The sequence below is a fragment of the Pseudoalteromonas sp. Angola-7 genome (assembly GCF_028599255.1).
GTDB lineage: Bacteria > Pseudomonadota > Gammaproteobacteria > Enterobacterales > Alteromonadaceae > Pseudoalteromonas > Pseudoalteromonas atlantica.
Genome location: NZ_JAQREL010000025.1, coordinates 1 through 17,417 on the forward strand (window position 1 = coordinate 1; position 17,417 = coordinate 17,417).

At 40.2% G+C, this 17,417-nt stretch carries 13 protein-coding genes; 4 read left to right on the forward strand and 9 right to left on the reverse strand.

The features are described 5' to 3' along the window. Positions 1–209: 209 nt before the first annotated feature. The 4 genes from PSH50_RS20575 to PSH50_RS20590 form a co-directional block, all read right to left on the reverse strand. The gene (locus PSH50_RS20575) at positions 210–1,034 is read right to left on the reverse strand and encodes a hypothetical protein (protein WP_273610041.1); all 825 of its coding nucleotides are present in this window, start codon (positions 1,032–1,034) and stop codon (positions 210–212) included. Positions 1,035–1,559: 525 nt separating this feature from the next. After that, positions 1,560–2,492, reverse strand: coding sequence for an exopolyphosphatase (locus PSH50_RS20580; RefSeq protein WP_024033066.1), 933 nt, complete (start codon positions 2,490–2,492; stop codon positions 1,560–1,562). 318 nt (positions 2,493–2,810) lie between these two features. Beyond that, entirely contained in the window at positions 2,811–4,259 is a 1,449-nt protein-coding gene (locus tag PSH50_RS20585; RefSeq protein WP_273610042.1) for a dihydrolipoyl dehydrogenase, read from the reverse strand. A gap of 82 nt (positions 4,260–4,341) precedes the next feature. Next, entirely contained in the window at positions 4,342–5,070 is a 729-nt protein-coding gene (locus PSH50_RS20590) for a glutathione peroxidase (protein ID WP_024033064.1), read from the reverse strand. Positions 5,071–5,179: 109 nt separating this feature from the next. Between PSH50_RS20590 and PSH50_RS20595 the strand changes: the two genes are divergently transcribed. Continuing rightward, positions 5,180–6,070: a LysR substrate-binding domain-containing protein gene (locus tag PSH50_RS20595; protein ID WP_273610043.1), complete on the forward strand. Its 891-nt coding sequence runs from the start codon at positions 5,180–5,182 to the stop codon at positions 6,068–6,070. On the opposite strand, the gene PSH50_RS20600 is transcribed toward PSH50_RS20595, so the two are convergent. After that, positions 6,067–7,260, reverse strand: a complete 1,194-nt coding sequence (locus PSH50_RS20600; RefSeq protein WP_273610044.1) for a flagellar assembly protein FlgT — start codon at positions 7,258–7,260, stop codon at positions 6,067–6,069. The two genes, PSH50_RS20595 and PSH50_RS20600, sit on opposite strands and share 4 nt — an antisense overlap. A 129-nt stretch (positions 7,261–7,389) precedes the next feature. Between PSH50_RS20600 and PSH50_RS20605 the strand changes: the two genes are divergently transcribed. The 3 genes from PSH50_RS20605 (at position 7,390) to PSH50_RS20615 (ending at position 10,872) form a co-directional block, all read left to right on the forward strand. Beyond that, positions 7,390–7,845 (forward strand): LPP20 family lipoprotein, encoded by a 456-nt coding sequence (locus PSH50_RS20605; protein ID WP_004589651.1) that lies wholly within the window; start codon positions 7,390–7,392, stop codon positions 7,843–7,845. Positions 7,846–8,263: 418 nt separating this feature from the next. Further along, positions 8,264–8,914: a transglutaminase-like cysteine peptidase gene (locus PSH50_RS20610; protein WP_036963734.1), complete on the forward strand. Its 651-nt coding sequence runs from the start codon at positions 8,264–8,266 to the stop codon at positions 8,912–8,914. After that, entirely contained in the window at positions 8,914–10,872 is a 1,959-nt protein-coding gene (locus PSH50_RS20615) for a LapD/MoxY N-terminal periplasmic domain-containing protein (protein ID WP_273610045.1), read from the forward strand. Before PSH50_RS20610 ends, PSH50_RS20615 begins: the two co-directional genes overlap by 1 nt. Before the next feature lie 135 nt (positions 10,873–11,007). On the opposite strand, the gene PSH50_RS20620 is transcribed toward PSH50_RS20615, so the two are convergent. From PSH50_RS20620 to PSH50_RS20635, 4 genes are read right to left on the reverse strand one after another with little or no spacing between them, the layout of a single operon-like run. After that, entirely contained in the window at positions 11,008–11,595 is a 588-nt protein-coding gene (locus tag PSH50_RS20620; protein WP_024033058.1) for a LuxR C-terminal-related transcriptional regulator, read from the reverse strand. A gap of 23 nt (positions 11,596–11,618) precedes the next feature. Beyond that, the gene (locus tag PSH50_RS20625; RefSeq protein WP_055252885.1) at positions 11,619–13,040 is read right to left on the reverse strand and encodes an HlyD family type I secretion periplasmic adaptor subunit; all 1,422 of its coding nucleotides are present in this window, start codon (positions 13,038–13,040) and stop codon (positions 11,619–11,621) included. Further along, positions 13,037–15,175: a type I secretion system permease/ATPase gene (locus PSH50_RS20630; RefSeq protein ID WP_273610046.1), complete on the reverse strand. Its 2,139-nt coding sequence runs from the start codon at positions 15,173–15,175 to the stop codon at positions 13,037–13,039. The genes PSH50_RS20625 and PSH50_RS20630 overlap by 4 nt, the downstream gene beginning before the upstream one ends. 53 nt (positions 15,176–15,228) lie before the next feature. Beyond that, complete coding sequence (locus PSH50_RS20635; protein ID WP_096041340.1) at positions 15,229–17,202, reverse strand: TolC family outer membrane protein; 1,974 nt, start codon at positions 17,200–17,202, stop codon at positions 15,229–15,231. Positions 17,203–17,417 lie beyond the last annotated feature (215 nt).

Below are 17,417 nucleotides of genomic sequence, written 5' to 3' on the forward strand. Positions count from 1 at the left end.
ACCGACGACATTACTTGCTTCATCCTATGTATTAACTCGCTCTAATTCGAGCTAAAGTAATTATGGCTTAAAAAGTTAGGCAGGGATCAGTGCGTTTAACTTGACAGTGGGAGTCATACCAACGCCCACTTAAGCGGACAAAAGTAGTTGGCTATTCTTGTTGAGACACGAAACAAAGCCAACTGTTTTTGTTCCGTTTAAAGTGCTTGTTATGCGGTTCTTGTATCTATTTTTTTATATACAGCGTCTTTAATATCTTTGTAATTTTCTTTATCAATTTTTGTGGAAATCTCAATTAATTTCTTTACGTCATCAACAATTTCAATAAATTCAGATTCTCCGCCCACATTTCTAAATTCAATGTGAGGCACAATTGATTTTCCAGGCGACAAACGATATAAACTAATCATTGCGACATCATCAAACCTCAAAACTGACATTGTATTGAACATACCATGAACATAAACATTTATTTTATGCCCTTCAATAACATCAAAATCAAAAAGTATTTCTTTGATAATGTCCAATAATTTTCTCTGATAATAATGTTCATCATGTTTACCATTTTTTTTATTTAAAAATGCTATGAAGTCAGATTGAGGGTCAAGTAAAACAAAGTTGGTTTCTTTGTTTTCTAATTTAAAACGACGCTTAAATATATATGAGTTGTGTCCAATGAATGATTTCCCATCATTCATTACAACTGTCATATTCTTACTGTTAACAATTTTGTCTTGGTATTTGTCAATTTCAAAAGAGTCTGAGATATCTTCAATTCCTTTTGATTTCATCTTTAAATATATTGGTACTTTTTCTCCTATTATTTCTTCAAAATATTTTTCTCCCCGAGTGGTATAAATGTATTCATAAACAAACATTACCAAACCTGTTGAAAAAATAGCTAATGAAATGCTTTTAATAAAATCATCGCTCGACAAACTTGAGACTGAGGCATATAGCCCGATAGATACTAATGAAATAATCAAAAGAGCGATTAAGCGAATATATTTTTTTAAGTTTGAAAAATTTATCATTTAATATTCCAGTTAGAAACTATGCCTTACCGCATAACAATTTAATAGTGCGCTCATCGCGCATATTTCTGCCCATGTCACGCTCATTTTCTGAATGATATAGTTTTAACAAATTACCTAAGGTATTACTATTACTAAGTTTTCTAAAACTTTAAAGAAAAGACAAATAGAACAATATGCGCGTAACGCTCCTTTTCATGAATATATGCGCAAAGAGCAGTTTAACAAATCAATTAACTACGACATTTAGCCAATCTCAATGTCCGCTTATAGCTCAAAGCCGCCCTTAAAAAACCTAAGATACCAATAACTACTGAGTTAAAACGTTAGCGAAAAAGTAATTTTAATGCCTAAGTATTTTTTAACTAAAAACAAAAAAGCGAGTAAATATAAATCTAGTCGCTTTATAATTTCGACAGCTTACAGCTTACAGCTTACAGCTTACAGCTTACAGCTTACAGCTTACAGCTTACAGCTTACAGCTTACAGCTTACAGCTTACAGCTTACAGCTTACAGCTTACAGCTCAACCATCACTCGTAATCGTATCAATCAGCTCACCAAGCACCGCTTCGGCTTTGCTGGTTTCTACTTGGCAGGTACCGGCGTTTAAGTGGCCGCCACCGCCGTATTTAAGGCATAACTCGCCCACATTGGTGTTTGAGCTGCGGTTGGTGATTGATTTGCCTATGGCAAATACTACGTTTTGTTTTTTAAGGCCCCACATTTTGTGAATTGATATATTGCAGTCGGGGTACATGGCGTAAATAACAAAGCGGTTGGTGGCGTAAATAGTTTCTTCTTGAGTTAAATCTAGCACCACGAGGTTTTTATGCACGGTAGCGCATTGTGCTATTTGCTCTTTGGCCTTTTCGTTATGCTCGTTATAAAGCGCAACACGTTCGGCTACGTCTTCCATTTTTAAAATATCTTCGATGCTTTGATCTTTACAGGCATCAATTAGCTTCATCATTAATTGGTAGTTTGAAATTTTAAACTCGCGGAATCGGCCAAGGCCTGTGCGTGCATCCATGATAAAGTTCATTAATACCCAGTCTGTTGGGTTGAGTATTTCGTCTTTTGAGAACTGCGCTGCATCGCCTTTATCTACCGCTTCCATCATGTCTGTGCTGATGTTTGGAAATTTTTCTGCGCCGCCATAATAATCATAAACAACGCGTGCAGCAGAAGGAGCTTTAGGGTCAATTACATGGTTTTTAATATCGCTTGCGTTACGTACGGTTTCGCTTAAGTGATGGTCAAATGCAATGTGACAGCCAGCAACGTAGGGTAGGTTAGTGGTAATGTCGTTTGCAGTTATGTCTATTTTGCCATCTTGCATGTCTTTTGGGTGTACAAATAAAATGTCATCAATTAGGTCTAAGTCTTTGAGCAGTACGGCACATACTAAGCCGTCGAAATCGCTGCGGGTGACTAGTCTAAATTTATTATTGGGCATAGCTTTTCCATCTTGTTGTGATTGAGTTATCAAATAAGTGTAACAGCTAAAATAATTTTTGAGAGGTTATAGCAATCGAATTAAAAATTTAGTCATTCTAACGTGCTAAATAAAGCGTAAACGGCGTTATAAATTTTTAAGTAGAACAAATGCCTATCGAAAATTAGGCCTGTGTTATTACTCTGTTTATCTGTTGCTATCAATACCTCATAATTTAATACAATGGGTATATGCGTTAAAAAAGCGCATAAAAAAGCCAAAACGACTGTTTTGGCTTTTTGTTAGCAAGTATGTATTTGTTTTATTACTGTATAAAAGTTAAGCGCCTGGTCCGCATTCCATACAGCTGTTAATAATATCTGGGCCAAATTTAAGTCTAGCATTTAAATCGCGTAGGGCAGTGCGTAAACCTTCCTCAATTACTGGGTGGTAAAATGGCATATCCAGCATTTCTGGTACGGTCATTTTGTTTTGCACAGCCCATGCTAATAAATGAGCAAGGTGTTCGGCTTGTGGGCCAATAAATTCTGCACCTAAAAATAAGCCTGTGCCTTGCTCTGCGTAAACGCGCATGTGGCCTTTATTTTTAAGCATTACTCGGCTGCGGCCTTGGTTTTCAAAGCTCACTTCGCCTACTTCAAAGCAACCACATTCACCTAGGCGGTCTGTAATTTGTTTGTAGCTGTCGCCTACCATTGCTATTTGTGGGTCGCTAAACACTGCGGCAATTTTTGCGCGGCGAAGGCCAATGCGTACATCGGGGAAGCGCCCAGCATTTTGACCGGCAATGGTGCCTTGATCAGATGCTTCGTGTAGCAGGGGGATCATATTGCTGGCATCGCCCGCTATAAATATATTTGAGTTACCACATTGCATTGTGTGCGGGTCGGCGTGTGGCACACCGCGCTCATCAAGCTCTATGCTGGTATTCTCTAAACCTAGCTTGTCTACGTTGGGTACTCGGCCTGTGGCTGCAAGTACGTAGTCAAATTGCTCGGTGTGTTTAGCACCGTCTTTATCGGTGTAAGTAAGCTGAGCTTTATCGCCAACTTGCATCATGTCAGATACGTTTGAGTCGGTATCTACAAAAAATTCTTCAGCAAAAACAGTGTTTGCATAGTCTTTAATTACTGGGTCGGTAAGTGGGCCAATTGCGCCGCCAACACCAAATAATTTTACGTTTACGCCTAAGCGGCTAAGTGCTTGGCCAATTTCTAGGCCTATTACGCCTGGGCCAAATACAGCCACTGACTCTGGTAGGTCGTCCCAGTTAAATACATCGTCGTTTATAATAAGTTTGTCGCCAAAGTTATTAAACACGCCTGGGTATGATGGGCGCGAACCCGTGGCAATAACAAAACGCTTAGCAGTTATAATGATGTCATCGTCGATTTGTACGCGGTTGGCGTCTAAAAACTTAGCGTAGCCACGAATTTTATCTTCATCAGGAATGTCGTCTACGGCTTCTACTACGAATCCTGCAAAGCGGTCTCGTTCGCTTTTAACACGTGCCATAACTGCTTTGCCGTCTATTCGTGGCTTTGAGCTATGTACACCAAATGCAGGTGCCATTTCAATTGAATGCGCGGCTTCGGCTGCGGCAATAAGTAATTTACTTGGCATACAACCAACGCGTGCACAGGTAGTACCGTACGGGCCTGATTCAATCATTAAAACGTTAGGGGTGAATTGTTTTGCGTTACGGTATGCGCTTAAGCCTGCAGTACCTGCACCTATAACAACAACATCGGTTTGTAATTCTTTCATAGTGGTATCCTTTATTATTTTCAATCTGAGCGATGAGATTGATATAGAGGGGCGCGTACGCCCCTGCTATTTTTTTACTTAATTAAGCAAAGTATTTTTCTAAATCGTCTGAGCCGCCAATGTGTTGTCCACCAATAAATATTTGTGGAACAGTGTCACGGCCAGTGATTGCTTTAAGGCTTGTTAATGTAGCGCCTGCACCCATAACAACTTCTTCAAATGCGTAGCCTTTTTCTGTTAGTAGCTCTTTTGCTTTTTTACAGAAAGGGCAACCAGGTTTAGTAAATACGGTTACTGGCTCTGGCTTAGTTTGTTTTGGGTTGATGTAGTCAAGCATTGTGTCTGCATCAGAAACTTCAAACGGGTCGCCTGGTAAATCTGGTTCGATGAACATTTTGTCGATAACGCCATCTTTAACTAGCATAGAGTATCTCCAGCTGCGCTTACCAAAGCCTAAATCATTTTTATCTACTAACATGCCCATGCCGTCAGTAAATTCGCCGTTGCCATCAGGTAATAATGTGATGTTTTGCGCTTCTTGATGCTCTGCCCATGCATTCATTACAAATGTATCGTTTACTGATACACATACAATTTCATCAACGCCATTTTGCTTAAGTACACCGGCTAACTCGTTGTAGCGTGGTAAGTGAGTTGATGAACAGGTTGGTGTAAATGCGCCCGGTAGTGAAAACACAACAACGGTTCTGCCTGTAAAAATTTCGTCTGTGGTTACTGATTTCCATTCGTCGTTTTGACGTGTTGCAAATGTAACGCTTGGGATTGTTTGACCTTCAATATTCTTTAACATAGTTTGTTCCTCTTGATTTGTTGGAGCCATTATGGCGAGAATTTAAATATAGTTCCAATCGTTTGTTTGTATTAAACTAATAGGTATAGCCTATCAGGTGGAGATGAATTTGAACTTAAAAGATTTAGAGTATGTAAAAGCAATAGCGCACCACAAGCATTTTCGCAAAGCGGCCGATGCCTGTTTTGTTAGCCAGCCTACACTAAGTGGGCAAGTAAAAAAGCTTGAGCAAGAGCTTAATGTTGTTTTATTTGACCGCTCAACTAAGCAAGTTACATTAACAGCGCAAGGTGAACGTTTGTTGACACAGATAAAAGTTATTTTAGAGCAAACAGAAATCTTAAAAGAGCTGGCGGCTACTTCAAACGGGCCGCTACAAGGTAAGCTAAAAATTGGTATTATTCCTACTATTGCGCCGTACTTACTCAGCGCTTTACTGACCTCTATGAAAGCGGCATTTAGCGAGAGCCACTTTTCGTTTATAGAAATGCAAACAGCGACTATGCTAGAGGCGCTTGATAACGGCGAGCTCGACTTTGCAATTTTGGCCGATGTTCCCGAGCTTAAAAACTACCATACGGTTAATGTGTACAAAGAAGACTTTATGGTTGCTGTTTCAACCGATAACCCGTTATCTAACCGTAAAAAAGTAGCGCTAAGCGATTTACAAAGTTGTAGCCTATTAATGTTAAGTGATGGTCATTGCTTTAAAGATCAAGCCCAAAAGTTTTGTTTTGCTGCGGGAGTGGATGTGTCGAACCAATATCAGGGCAATAGTTTAGAAACTTTATTGGCGCTGGTGGCGATAGATGACGGGGTGACATTTGTGCCCAAGCTTGCGTGTACACAGCGTGTAGGGATTGATTATTTAGCCATTTTTCCTAATCAGCAACGTAATGTGGTATTTGCTTGCAGAAAACATTACCCTCGTTTGGCGGGCGTTGAGCAATTAGCCCAGTGGTTGGCAGAGCACCCAAATTTAAAGCGGGCGCTTATTTAGCGTTCTTGGCTTGCAACTTCTACCACATCGTTTATTTGTACCCCAGGCAAAGGCTTATCGTTAAGGCTGACAGCAATTGCGCTTTGTTTATAAAGTTGCTCAACCACAATGGTGTTAAGCGTGGTAATGGTATGCGGCATAGTATTGCCTTGTGCATCGGTTAAGTAGTTATGGTGCGCAATACTTAATAGCTGGCCTTTTTTAAGGCCATGATCTTTGCCTAGGTTTATCACCAATTTATTGTTTTCCATGTGCATTATTTTTCCTTTAGTAGGAAAACACGCCATAGCCGCTTGTATATCGTAACTGACCGTTTGATTTATATCGCTAATACTTTGCCCAAAAGGTGATTGCCAAAACCTATCACTATTTACATCAACAATAGCTGTTTTTTCAAATGGCCATACAGCTTGGGTATGATAGCTGTTTTGCCATAATTGTTCGTACGTGGTGCCATCAAACAACATAAACTCAATAGCGTAGCTGCGCTGGTAGGTTTCGTCTTGCCAAAAGGCGTAGTCGTTATTGAGTTTATCGCTTGGCGCTAAATTGGTTATTTGGCTTAATAAAACATATTGCGCGTTGCTTCTGGCTGAAAGCTCTTCTAGTTGTGCATTTGAGTAGTCGTGCTGCTGATTAAAGTAATTGTCTACATTAATTGCTTTATTGTAGTAAGCAACGGGCAGGGCGCTCATTTTTGTGCTTTGCAAAGCGCTAAATAACTTTTTACTAATGGCTTTATTTACGTCAAATATTTGACCCATTAAGGCATGTTCACGATAAACAAGCTGGCTTTGGGTTACAGCAACAAATTTATTAAAGTTACTTTGTGGGCATTGCTCTGTTTGGGCAAATACATCAAGCCTAAGCGTAATGGCAAATTGTTGATTTTGGCGTTGCTCGCTTACCAGCTCTATTTTTTGTATTTCGCCGTGGCTACTAATTTTTAGCTGATCTTGCGTTAGCACGCCATCTACCAAGGTTTGTACCGAGCTAACCCGGGCGCCAGAAAACACTAATGCTTGTGTAATTGCATCTTTAATCGCGGCCGATTTAGCACTGCTTATGTCGCCATTTTGGATTTGTGCATGGCCGGTAGATTCAAACCATTGTGCGTAAGTACTGGCAGAAAACGTTAATAATGCAGCGCTAGTAACACCTGCAAATAGTGATGATAAAAACGTATTCATACTGGTACTCCACATAAAATTAGTTAATTACGCTTTAGCTAAGCAAGGACTGCACCAATATGAGGACTTTATAACAAATGGCATTAAACCTGCATTTATTTGCGCAATTAGTTTAAAGGGTGCAAATAAATGCGTGCAATTATATTACTTACTTTAGCAGGCCTTGGCCTTGCCGGTTGCAGCAACGTGTTTGATAAACATGTTGAGTACAAATATGTAGAGCCAAATAATTATCCCATACTTAAAGCGGTTGGTTATGCACCTATTAGCTTGCAGCAAGGGGCTAATAAATCACAAAAGCAATTAATGGCAATTAAAGCCTCTAAGCTTGAGGCGTACCGTGAACTGACTGAGCAAGTTTATGGGCAAAAAATTACAGCGGGCACGTCTGTAGCAGGTGCTATTGCTCAAAACGATTACATGGAAAGTAAAGTGCAGGGCATAATTAAAGGTGCGCAAATTATTAAAACTTACTCAGTTGACGATGTATACGTTACCGAGCTTGAGCTAAACATGAAGCGCGTCCACGACTTATACATAGGTGAAATTAAGCCGCGAGAAGTTAAAAAAGTGACCTACTACTAAGTAACTGGCCAGTACTTTAAATAGTAAAGCTATATTAAGCTGCTATTTTAGCAGCTGGTTTTAGTGTTAAACGCGTGGAATATACTCGTACAGCAATACATAACTTTGCTATTTACGGGAGCGTTTTTCTGTAAATCTAGGGTTTGATAAATCAGCTTTAAATACAACGATGGTTCAATACGTTAGTTAATGTATTAAGTAATGTTGAAATGACCGAGTTAAAATTTAAATCTAGTAAAAAAACACATACAAAATATCTCATCCTTTTATATTGAGTGCTATGCTGTTGTTACGAATAATATTTGAACAAGTAGTGTAGCGTTTGGTGTATGTTTTTAATTTTTCTTTTTTTGGGCTGTGAATGACACTTAGGCCCACTCTTTCCTCTAATAAGCTATTTTTTTGGTGCAAAAGCAATTTGCGCTATTTACTGCTATTTTTTTTACTTTCAAGCGGCGTGTTTGCGAGTCGTTTAACTATTCAATTTAATACCTTTATAGAATTAATGGGGCAAAAATATGGCCCTGCGCGAGTCACTGTGGCGCGTAATTGGCAAACTATGTTGGTGCGCACCCAAAATAAACCAGAACAACAACAAATTTTAATTGTTAACGACTTTTTTGCACGCAATCTTCGATACCAAACCGATATACAGCTTTGGAAGCAAAACGACTATTGGGCTACGCCATTAGAAACTCTTGGCCGTGGTTTAGGTGATTGTGAAGATTATGCCATTGCTAAATACATTAGTTTACGCGCCTTAGGCGTAAGCGACGACAAGCTTAGGCTTATATATGTAAAAGCTAAGCTTGCTGGTACAAACAAAACACAAGCACACATGGTATTAGGCTACTTTGCTACGCCTAATGCTCAGCCGCTTATTTTAGATAGTTTAATAACAAAAGTGTTACCTGCAGCAAAACGCGTTGATTTAAGCCCGGTATTTAGTTTTAACAGCCAAGGTTTATGGGCAAATAACTCGACTAAAAGTGTAGCCAGCCCGACAGCAAGGCTATCGCGTTGGCGTAAAATTTTGGAGCAGACATCACAAGAAGGGGTTATGTGGTAATGGCGTCATTTTCCTTATTTAAGTTTTTCAAAAAAAGAAAAATCACTCTTAGGCAAGAGCTGTGGATCACCTTGCTGGTGGTGATTTTTGTTGGCTTTATAAGTAGCGTGTTAATAAGTACTAACTCTGCTAGAAACTATTTTTCTACGCAGCTGTATTTAAAAAATGTTGATAATGCCAGCTCCTTAGCGCTGATGATTAGCCAGCTTGAAAAAGATCCTGTAGAGCTTGAGCTGTTAGTGTCGGCCACTTTTGATACCGGTCACTACAAACGCATAGAACTGCAAGACCCAAATGGTGAGATTATTGTAAAGCGCTTATTTACCGACACGTTAGAAAATACCGCACCAGCTTGGTTTAGAGCGGTATATGGGCTTAATGTACAGCCAGGTGTAGGGCAGGTTAACAACGGTTGGCAGCAATTTGGCACCTTATTTGTTGAAAGCCACAGCCAATATGCTGAGCAAGCATTGTGGGAAAGCGCTCTCAAATTGTTTTTTAGCTTTTTAGTGGTGGCCTTTTTTGCCTGTGCCATAAGTGCGTATTTATTACGTAGAATTTTAACGCCACTTGATGATGTGGTGTACCAAGCTAACGCCTTTGGCGATAAGCGTTTCATTAAATCAAAAGTGCCAAAAACCTTTGAGTTTGCACGCCTTGTGCAGTCGATGAATTTATTATCGACACGGTTTAGTCGCATTATAAAAGAAGATAATAAGCGCTTAGAGGAGTTGCGTTTTAAAGCCCAGCACGATGAGCTAACAGGGCTTGCCAATCGAGAGTATTTTAGTGCCACATTAGAGGCTCATTTACAAAAAGTGAAAGATCATGCCCATGGTGCTTTGTTTTTATTTAGGGTGGTTAATTTAGATAAAATAAGTGAATCGATTAGCCGTGTAGAAATGGTTAACTTTTTGCGCCGTTTTTCTCAGGTGTTAACACAGTTTTTAGAGTCGAATCAGGCGCACTTTTCAGAAAACTATATTGCGCGTATATCACATACCGACTTTACTGTGTTGTTTAGCGATACTGATGATATTCAGGCGCTTAGCGAGCAAATAACCGCACTGCACAAATCGATTGTTGATGAATACAAAAATATTGATTTGGCCATTGTACACAGTTGTACCTACATAGAGAAAAACGACACCCGCTTTGATTTATTACGCCGTGTAGATGGTTTATTAAAAACAGCAGGTAACAAACCTGGGGTGCAAGCAAAAGTCATTGATAATAAACAAAAGAGTGAAATTTTTGATGACTCTACTGGCTGGCAAAAGGCTATTGAGGATGCGCTTGAGCAAAAAACTATACAGTTAAATTGTTTAGAGGTTATGGGTTTTAACGATACCTTGTTGCAGCATCAGCTTAGTTTAAGTTTAGAATTTGGCGGCCAACATTATAAATCAAGCTACTACTATCAATGGGCTAATCGCTTAAACCTATTAGCGCGTTTGGATTGGAGTTTAATCAAGCAAATTGTTAAACAGTACGGTGAAGCGCCGCCAAATGAATTGATTGCTGTAGAGCTTTCGGCGCAAACATTAATGGATGATACCGCGCTTGCCTCGGTATTAACCTATGTGTCTGCCTTTCCTGATTTGGCAAAAAATATATGTTTTGATATACGCGAAAACATTGTCGTAAACGAAAAGGATATATTTAAGGAATTTTGTGAGCAGGTGCGTTGTATGGGCGCTAAAGTGGCACTTAAACGTGTGGGGCCTGAATTTACTAAGATTAAGAACATTCAAGAATTTGGCTTAGAAATGCTTAAAATAGATAGCATTTACGCACATAACATTAGTTACAGCCAAGACAATCAAACCTTCTTACGCGGTGTTTGCACATTAGCGCACTCTATTGGTATTAAAGTGGTCGCGCAGGGCGTAACAAGCCAAGACGATATAGATACACTGGTTAATCTTGGTTTTGATGGGGTAATTAAAGAGTCGTAAAGCGACTCTTTAATTAAAAGGGGAGCTGTTTAACAATGGCGGCGAATAGGTAAATGCAATTCAGTATTTAACCTATAAGCCGTTGTTTAGTAAGTTTAACTATAACTGGCGAAGGTTTTGTTATTCTAGCCTAGGTTAGTTACCTTTAACTGCTAACATAAGTTGTATACGGTCGCGCACTTTTAACTTAGTGAAAATTGAGCTCATGTGCTCTTTAATTGTCCGCTCTGTAATATTAAGTGACTCAGCGGCTTGTTTATTGGTTGCCCCTGTTATAACTATATCAACAACTTGGCGTTCGCGTTTAGTTAAGCTTTGAATATCGCAGGCTTGGGTGTAATTTATTTGCTGCTGACTTAGTGCCCCAACAATATTAGATAGTAGCTGCCCAGGTAACCACAGGCCGCCTGAGCAAATAGTCTCGAGTACTTGTTGTAATATTACTTTAGATGCAAGTGCTTCTACATAGCCTCTTGCGCCCGCTTGCAGGGCTGCTCTAAGTTCCTCTATTTCTAGATTTGTGGTCATTACAATAACTGGCAAGCGTTTTTGGGCATATTTTTTTACCAGTTCAAGCCATCCCGAAGTGCCCGCCAGAACCCATATAATACTTGATGCATTAATTTGTTTTGGTTCTTTGGTGCATATTACACAACCTGCAAACGCACTTCGCCAGTGGCTCGATTCAAGTTCGGGTTGTGTAATAAATATACTTTGACGCATTAATTTACTCCAATAAATTCAGTTTAGCGTTCTGTCATTGCTTGCGATGTAGCTCTGAGTACGGGTTTAAGTAAATATTCCAAGACGGTTTTTTTACCAGTAATAATATCCACTTGTGTGGTCATTCCTGGAATTATAGTCAACTCTTCTGAAAAGTTATTTTTAGTGGTTTTTAATTGCACTAAATAAAAAGTATTTTCTCTGTCGTCGGTAATTGTATCTGCACTTATATGCAGTACCTCGGCTTCTAGTCCGCCGTATACCGCAAAATCATAGGCGCTGAATTTAATCATGGCGGGCTGCCCAGGGCGTAAAAAGGCAATATCTTTCGGCGGTATTTTTGCCTCAACAATAAGTTGATCGTCTAAAGGGACTATTTCTAAAACGTCACTGCCGGGTTGTAAAATGCCGCCTACGGTATTAACCAATAAACGTTGTACCGTGCCTTTAACCGGTGATTTGATCTCAGTTTGGGCCACTTTGTCGGCAAGCCCTGATTCGGTTTCTTTTATCGACTCTAAACGCAGCAATGCCTCCGAAAGCTCATTGTTCCAGCGGTTGATCATCGCAAGTTCGACTTCTGTTACTTTGTTTTTAGCTTCGTTGATAGCCGATAAACTCCGGTTAATTACTGCTTTAGTACGGTTTATTTCGCCGTTTAAATCAACTATTTCACGCTCTAACCTGATGATGTCGATATCAGATACAGCACCAGTTCTTAACAGTGGGCGTGTTACTTGCAGCTCACGATTACTTAGCCTTAGAGCGCTTGTGTGTTGTTGCAAAGCGGCTTTTGCTTCAATGTGATCTTGTCTGCGTTGCTCTAACTGGCGTTTATGAATTGCCACTTGCTGCTCTAATTCTTGGCGATTACTTAAATATATTGAGCGCTCATGAGCGACCGCCTCGGGTACTTGCTTAACAAGTTCATCAGGAAAAACGAGATCTTCTTTTCTGGTAAGGGCTTGTAACCTGGCTACTTTTGCAGTGAGTGATTGCACTTTAGATTGGTTTTCTCTAAAGCTTGAAATAAAACGAGTAGGGTCGATTTTTATTAATACGTCACCTTCTTCAACAATTTGCCCTTCTCGAATATTTATTTTTTCTACCATACCGCCATCATAAGATTGCACTAACTGTAATTTATTTGATGGGATAACGCGTCCTTCACCACGGGCTACCTCATCGAGTGGCGCAAAGCCTGCCCAAATTGTAAGCAATATAAATGCAATGCAAATGAGGTATAACAAAAAACGTGCGCTGGCAGGCTCTTGCTGCATTTTTTCCCACTGCGCATCGACTACCCAATCTTGTGATTCAGGAGGCGAAAGCCAGCCTTTAAATAAGCGATTAAAGATTGAAGGCTTACCTTTTTTACGTGCTTCTATTGCTTTACTTACTGATTCAAAAGAGCGCTGCTCTAGTGGCTTTTTATTGTCACTCATGATGCTTGCTCCACTGTTTGGTTATTCAGTGCGGCAATTACTTTTTGTTTAGGCCCATCGGCAACTATTTTTCCGTTATCGAGCACGATAATGCGATCAACCAACGAAAGTAAAGACGAGCGGTGAGTAACTACAATTAAGGTTTTGTCTTGGGTGGCGGTTTTTAAATTTTGAATAATTTTATTTTCACTATTGTGATCAAGCGATGAGGTAGGCTCATCTAACAGCATAATAGGGGGGTCGTTTATAAGTGCGCGCGCTATACCAATTGCTTGTTTTTGGCCGCCAGATAGCAAGCGACCTTGCTCACCAACTTGTAGGTCAAACCCATCGGGGTGAGAGTTGATTAACTCGAATAACTGGCTTTTTTCGCATGCGCTAATAATTTGCTCATCTTTAGCATGCCATGCGCTAATAGTGAGGTTGTCTTTTAAACTACCAAAAAACAACGCTATATTTTGTGGTACGTACCCTATGTTATGACGAAGTTCTGCGGGGTCTATTTGTTGTATATTGTTGTTATCGACCATTACGGAGCCTGCGGTTGGGTCGTAAAGGCCTAAAATAAGTTTTTCGAGGGTGCTTTTACCCGAACCATTGCGCCCCAAAATAGCCACTTTTTCGCCTGCATTTATTTTAAAACTAATATTACTAAGCGCATCGGCCGCGTCGTCTTCATACTTAAAGCATACGTCTTTAAATTCTATTTCGCCGTTTAATACGGGGTGGCTTAACCAATGTTTATTTGGCGGGCGCTCAACGTCTTTCTCCATTATTTCGTTAAGCGATTGCATAGCAATAGCAGCATGATGATATTGCGCAAGTACGGCGGCGCATTGCCCAAGCGGCCCCATTGCACGTGATGAAAGTAAATAAGCGGCAATCAATCCCCCTTGCGTGAGCTCGCCTTCAATAACTAAATGAACACCGATGATCATAATGATCACGCCAACACATTGTTGTATCCACGCTGCGCTATTAGAGATTGAGCTTGAGATTAGGCGACTTTGCGCATTAACCTGAGCAATATAAATAGTTGATTTTTCCCATGTTGATTGGGTTTTGCATTCGCTGTGAAAACTTTTTACATCTTCAATGTTGGTTAAGCTTTCTACAAGTATGGAGTTGCGCATTGAGCTTGCTTTCATGGTTTGCTCTGACAGCGCTTCAAGTTTTCTGTGGGCTGCTATGCCATAACTTAAAAGTATTAGGGCACCTGCGATAATGGGTAGGCTTAGCGGTACACCTATTATTGCAATAACAATTAGGTATATAGCAACAAAGGGTAAATCAACCAGCGCGACCAAGGTTATTGAGCTAAAAAAGTTACGTACGGCTTCAAACGATTGTATGTTACTAGCAAATGACCCCGCTGATGAGGGCCTATTTTTAAGCTTCATACCAAGTACGCGCTCCATAATAACCGCAGACACTTTTACATCTATACGACTTGCCGCAAGCTCTACAAAGTAGCTGCGTACTAAGCGCAGTACAAAGTCGGCGGTCAGCGCTATTAAAATACCGATGGCTAAAACCCAAAGGGTTTCTGTTGCATGATTAGGAACTACTCGGTCATATACATTCATTACAAATAAAGGCATAGCAACAGACAAAACGCCTAATGCAATGGCGGAGATTATGACATCTTTGTACAGTGCGCGGCATTCTTTTATTACGCCCCAAAACCAGCCGTCTTTAGAGAGCTTTTCAAGCACTGGGGAGCGCTCATCAAACATAAACTCTGGATGAGCATAAATAATTAAACCTGTTGATTTTCCAATTAACTGTTCTAGATCTTCTTCTACAACAGACTCGGTTAGCTCGGGGTAAGTAACTTGCGCTGTTTGTTTTTGGTTATCAATAGCGGTTACCACGCACGCTTGGTTATTATTTAAAATAATAATGGCGGGTAATAAAGCAGTATTAATTTGATTAAGAGGCTTATTTACAACTTTTGATTTAAAGCCCACACGTTTTGCAGCACGTGCAAAACCTGAAGGCGTTAAGTTTCCATCTGTTAGTGGGAGGCCATTTAATAAGGCCTCCCTTGAAAAATCTTTATCATGAAAGCGGCACAATACTGCAAGGCAATCTACCAGTGCGCCGCCATGATCAAGTACATCATTTAATTCCATATACCATCCAATGTTATGTAAAACATTTTAAATTTATTTGTTTTAAGCACCTCTTAACTATCGGTAATAACCGCCTCAATACGGCGGTTTGCCGCATTAGCACGTACCGAAATTTCATTAACGCGTGGCTGATCAATACCATAACCAAATGATTGAACACGATTAGGCGCTATACCAAATTGCTCAATAAGTAATTGTGCTACGGCAAAGGCGCGTTGCTCTGAAAGTTTGCGGTTGTATTTTCTATCGCCATCTAATGAGGCGTGACCTTGGATCTCTACCTTTTTGTCAGGGTTATTTTTTAAAAACTCCGCGAGCTTTTCTACCTCTTGCAAGTACTCTGGGCGCACTTGGCTTGAGTCGGCTGAAAAGGGAATGCCTATTTCAACTGAGTCGGTCGCTTGGTCATACAAAGTACACCCAGACAGATCTACATTTGTTCCCGCTGGCGTGCTTGGGCAGGTGTCTTGCTCGTTAGGTACGCCATCGTTATCGTCATCTGCAAAACTCGATGCGCTAGGGGTCTCTGGTGGCATTTCTAAATACCTAGGCATTGCTGTAACGCTCATGTAGGCGTTATCTTGCTTGGCTTTTTTTTGTAAAAAAGCTTTGCGCTTAAAGGTGGCAGCTACATCGTAACTTGGGCATATATTTTGTGCGTTATGCACGATTGGGTCATCTGTTAACTCTGTTAATGTTGGGTACTTGTCAGACATAACATTTAGAGCTGGCAATAGTTTACCCATTTCGTTAAGCATAGTTAAAATGGCTGTTTGTCTATCGTATTGAGCAACAATGTATGAGCGGTTAGATTGAAATGCTTCGTTTTCAGCGTCAAGTACATCAAGCAAGGTGCGTTGGCCAATATCAAATTGGTCTCGGTAGGCTATTTTTACTCTGTTTGAAGAGTTTTTATAGCTTTCAAGCGTGGGTAGCTTTTGCTCTATATTGTTCACATTATGATAGGCAATTTGTAGGCTTTGACGAATATCAACACAAGCTTGATCGCGTTGATACTTGGCAATATTTACATCTTGGTATGCTTGTTCAAGGTTGGCGCTATCTAGGCCCCCGTTGTACAGGTTATAGGTTATGTCTATACCTACCCGTGCTTCGGTTCTTGTTTCGTTTAAACCTAGCTCGTCTCTGTCTTGTGTGCCGTAACGGGCAGATAAGTCTACGTTTGGATGAAACGCTGCCTTTTGTGCCTGAGCATTGGCTTCTTGCGCCTCTATATTATAAAGCGATGCGTAAAAAGCAGGGCTGTTTTTATAGGCTATATCAAGCGCTTGGTTAATAGAAATGGGCACGTTTTGCTCATCTAATTTGGCTTGTTTTATATCATTAACGGGTAGTTCGCCAACAACTCTTAAATAACGCGCGGTTACATCGTGCAGGTTAGCGTACTCGGTTAGCACATTAGATTGCGCTAGCGATAAGCGCCCGCTAATTTGCTCTAGATCTGCTGCTCGGGCAACACCGGCTCCTACACTTTGTTCAATTTGTTGGTATACAGACTCGTGTTCTTGCAGGTTTTCTTCAGCGAGTGTCACAAGTTCTTTAAATTTTTGCACATCTAAAAATGCAATAGATGCATCTAATGCAGTTTGCTCTGTTTGTGAGAGTAATTCAAAATACCGAATGAGCTGAATACGCTCAAACCTTTCAACGGTGTTAGATGTTCTAAACCCGTCGTAAAGCATTTGAGTAACACTAAGCTCTGCAGTGTTGCGGTTGTATTCGTCTTCTATACCGTAGTTTCGGCGCTCATAACCTGCGCTGGCAGATACATCAACGCTAGGTAAGTAGCCTGAGCGGGCTGCATCTACGCCATAAATTGAGGATTTAAATGTATGCCATGCTTGTTGTACCTCTGGATTATTTTCAATTGCTTTACTGGTGACGTATGTAAGCGGTGCCACAGAACTGTCATCGGCTTTTACCACGTTAGTTGCGCCAAGCGCACTTAGCGTTAAACCTATAAGCAGCTTTCCTTTTTGCTTTAGTAAAGTATTTTTTGTAATCATTTCTTCCTCTTAGGGTTACTTGGGCTATCAATACCTACCATATGGTTTAGTCAATAAATGCATATTTCGCAAATAATCGTTTTGGCTAGCATAAAATTTATTATCTACCACTTTTTTATTTTTAATGTTTTTTTAAAAACTGTACTTGAGTACAGTATCTAATGCGTTTTGCTGTTCTACATTTTAATTAATAGTTTTTAATTCTTATGTTTGAG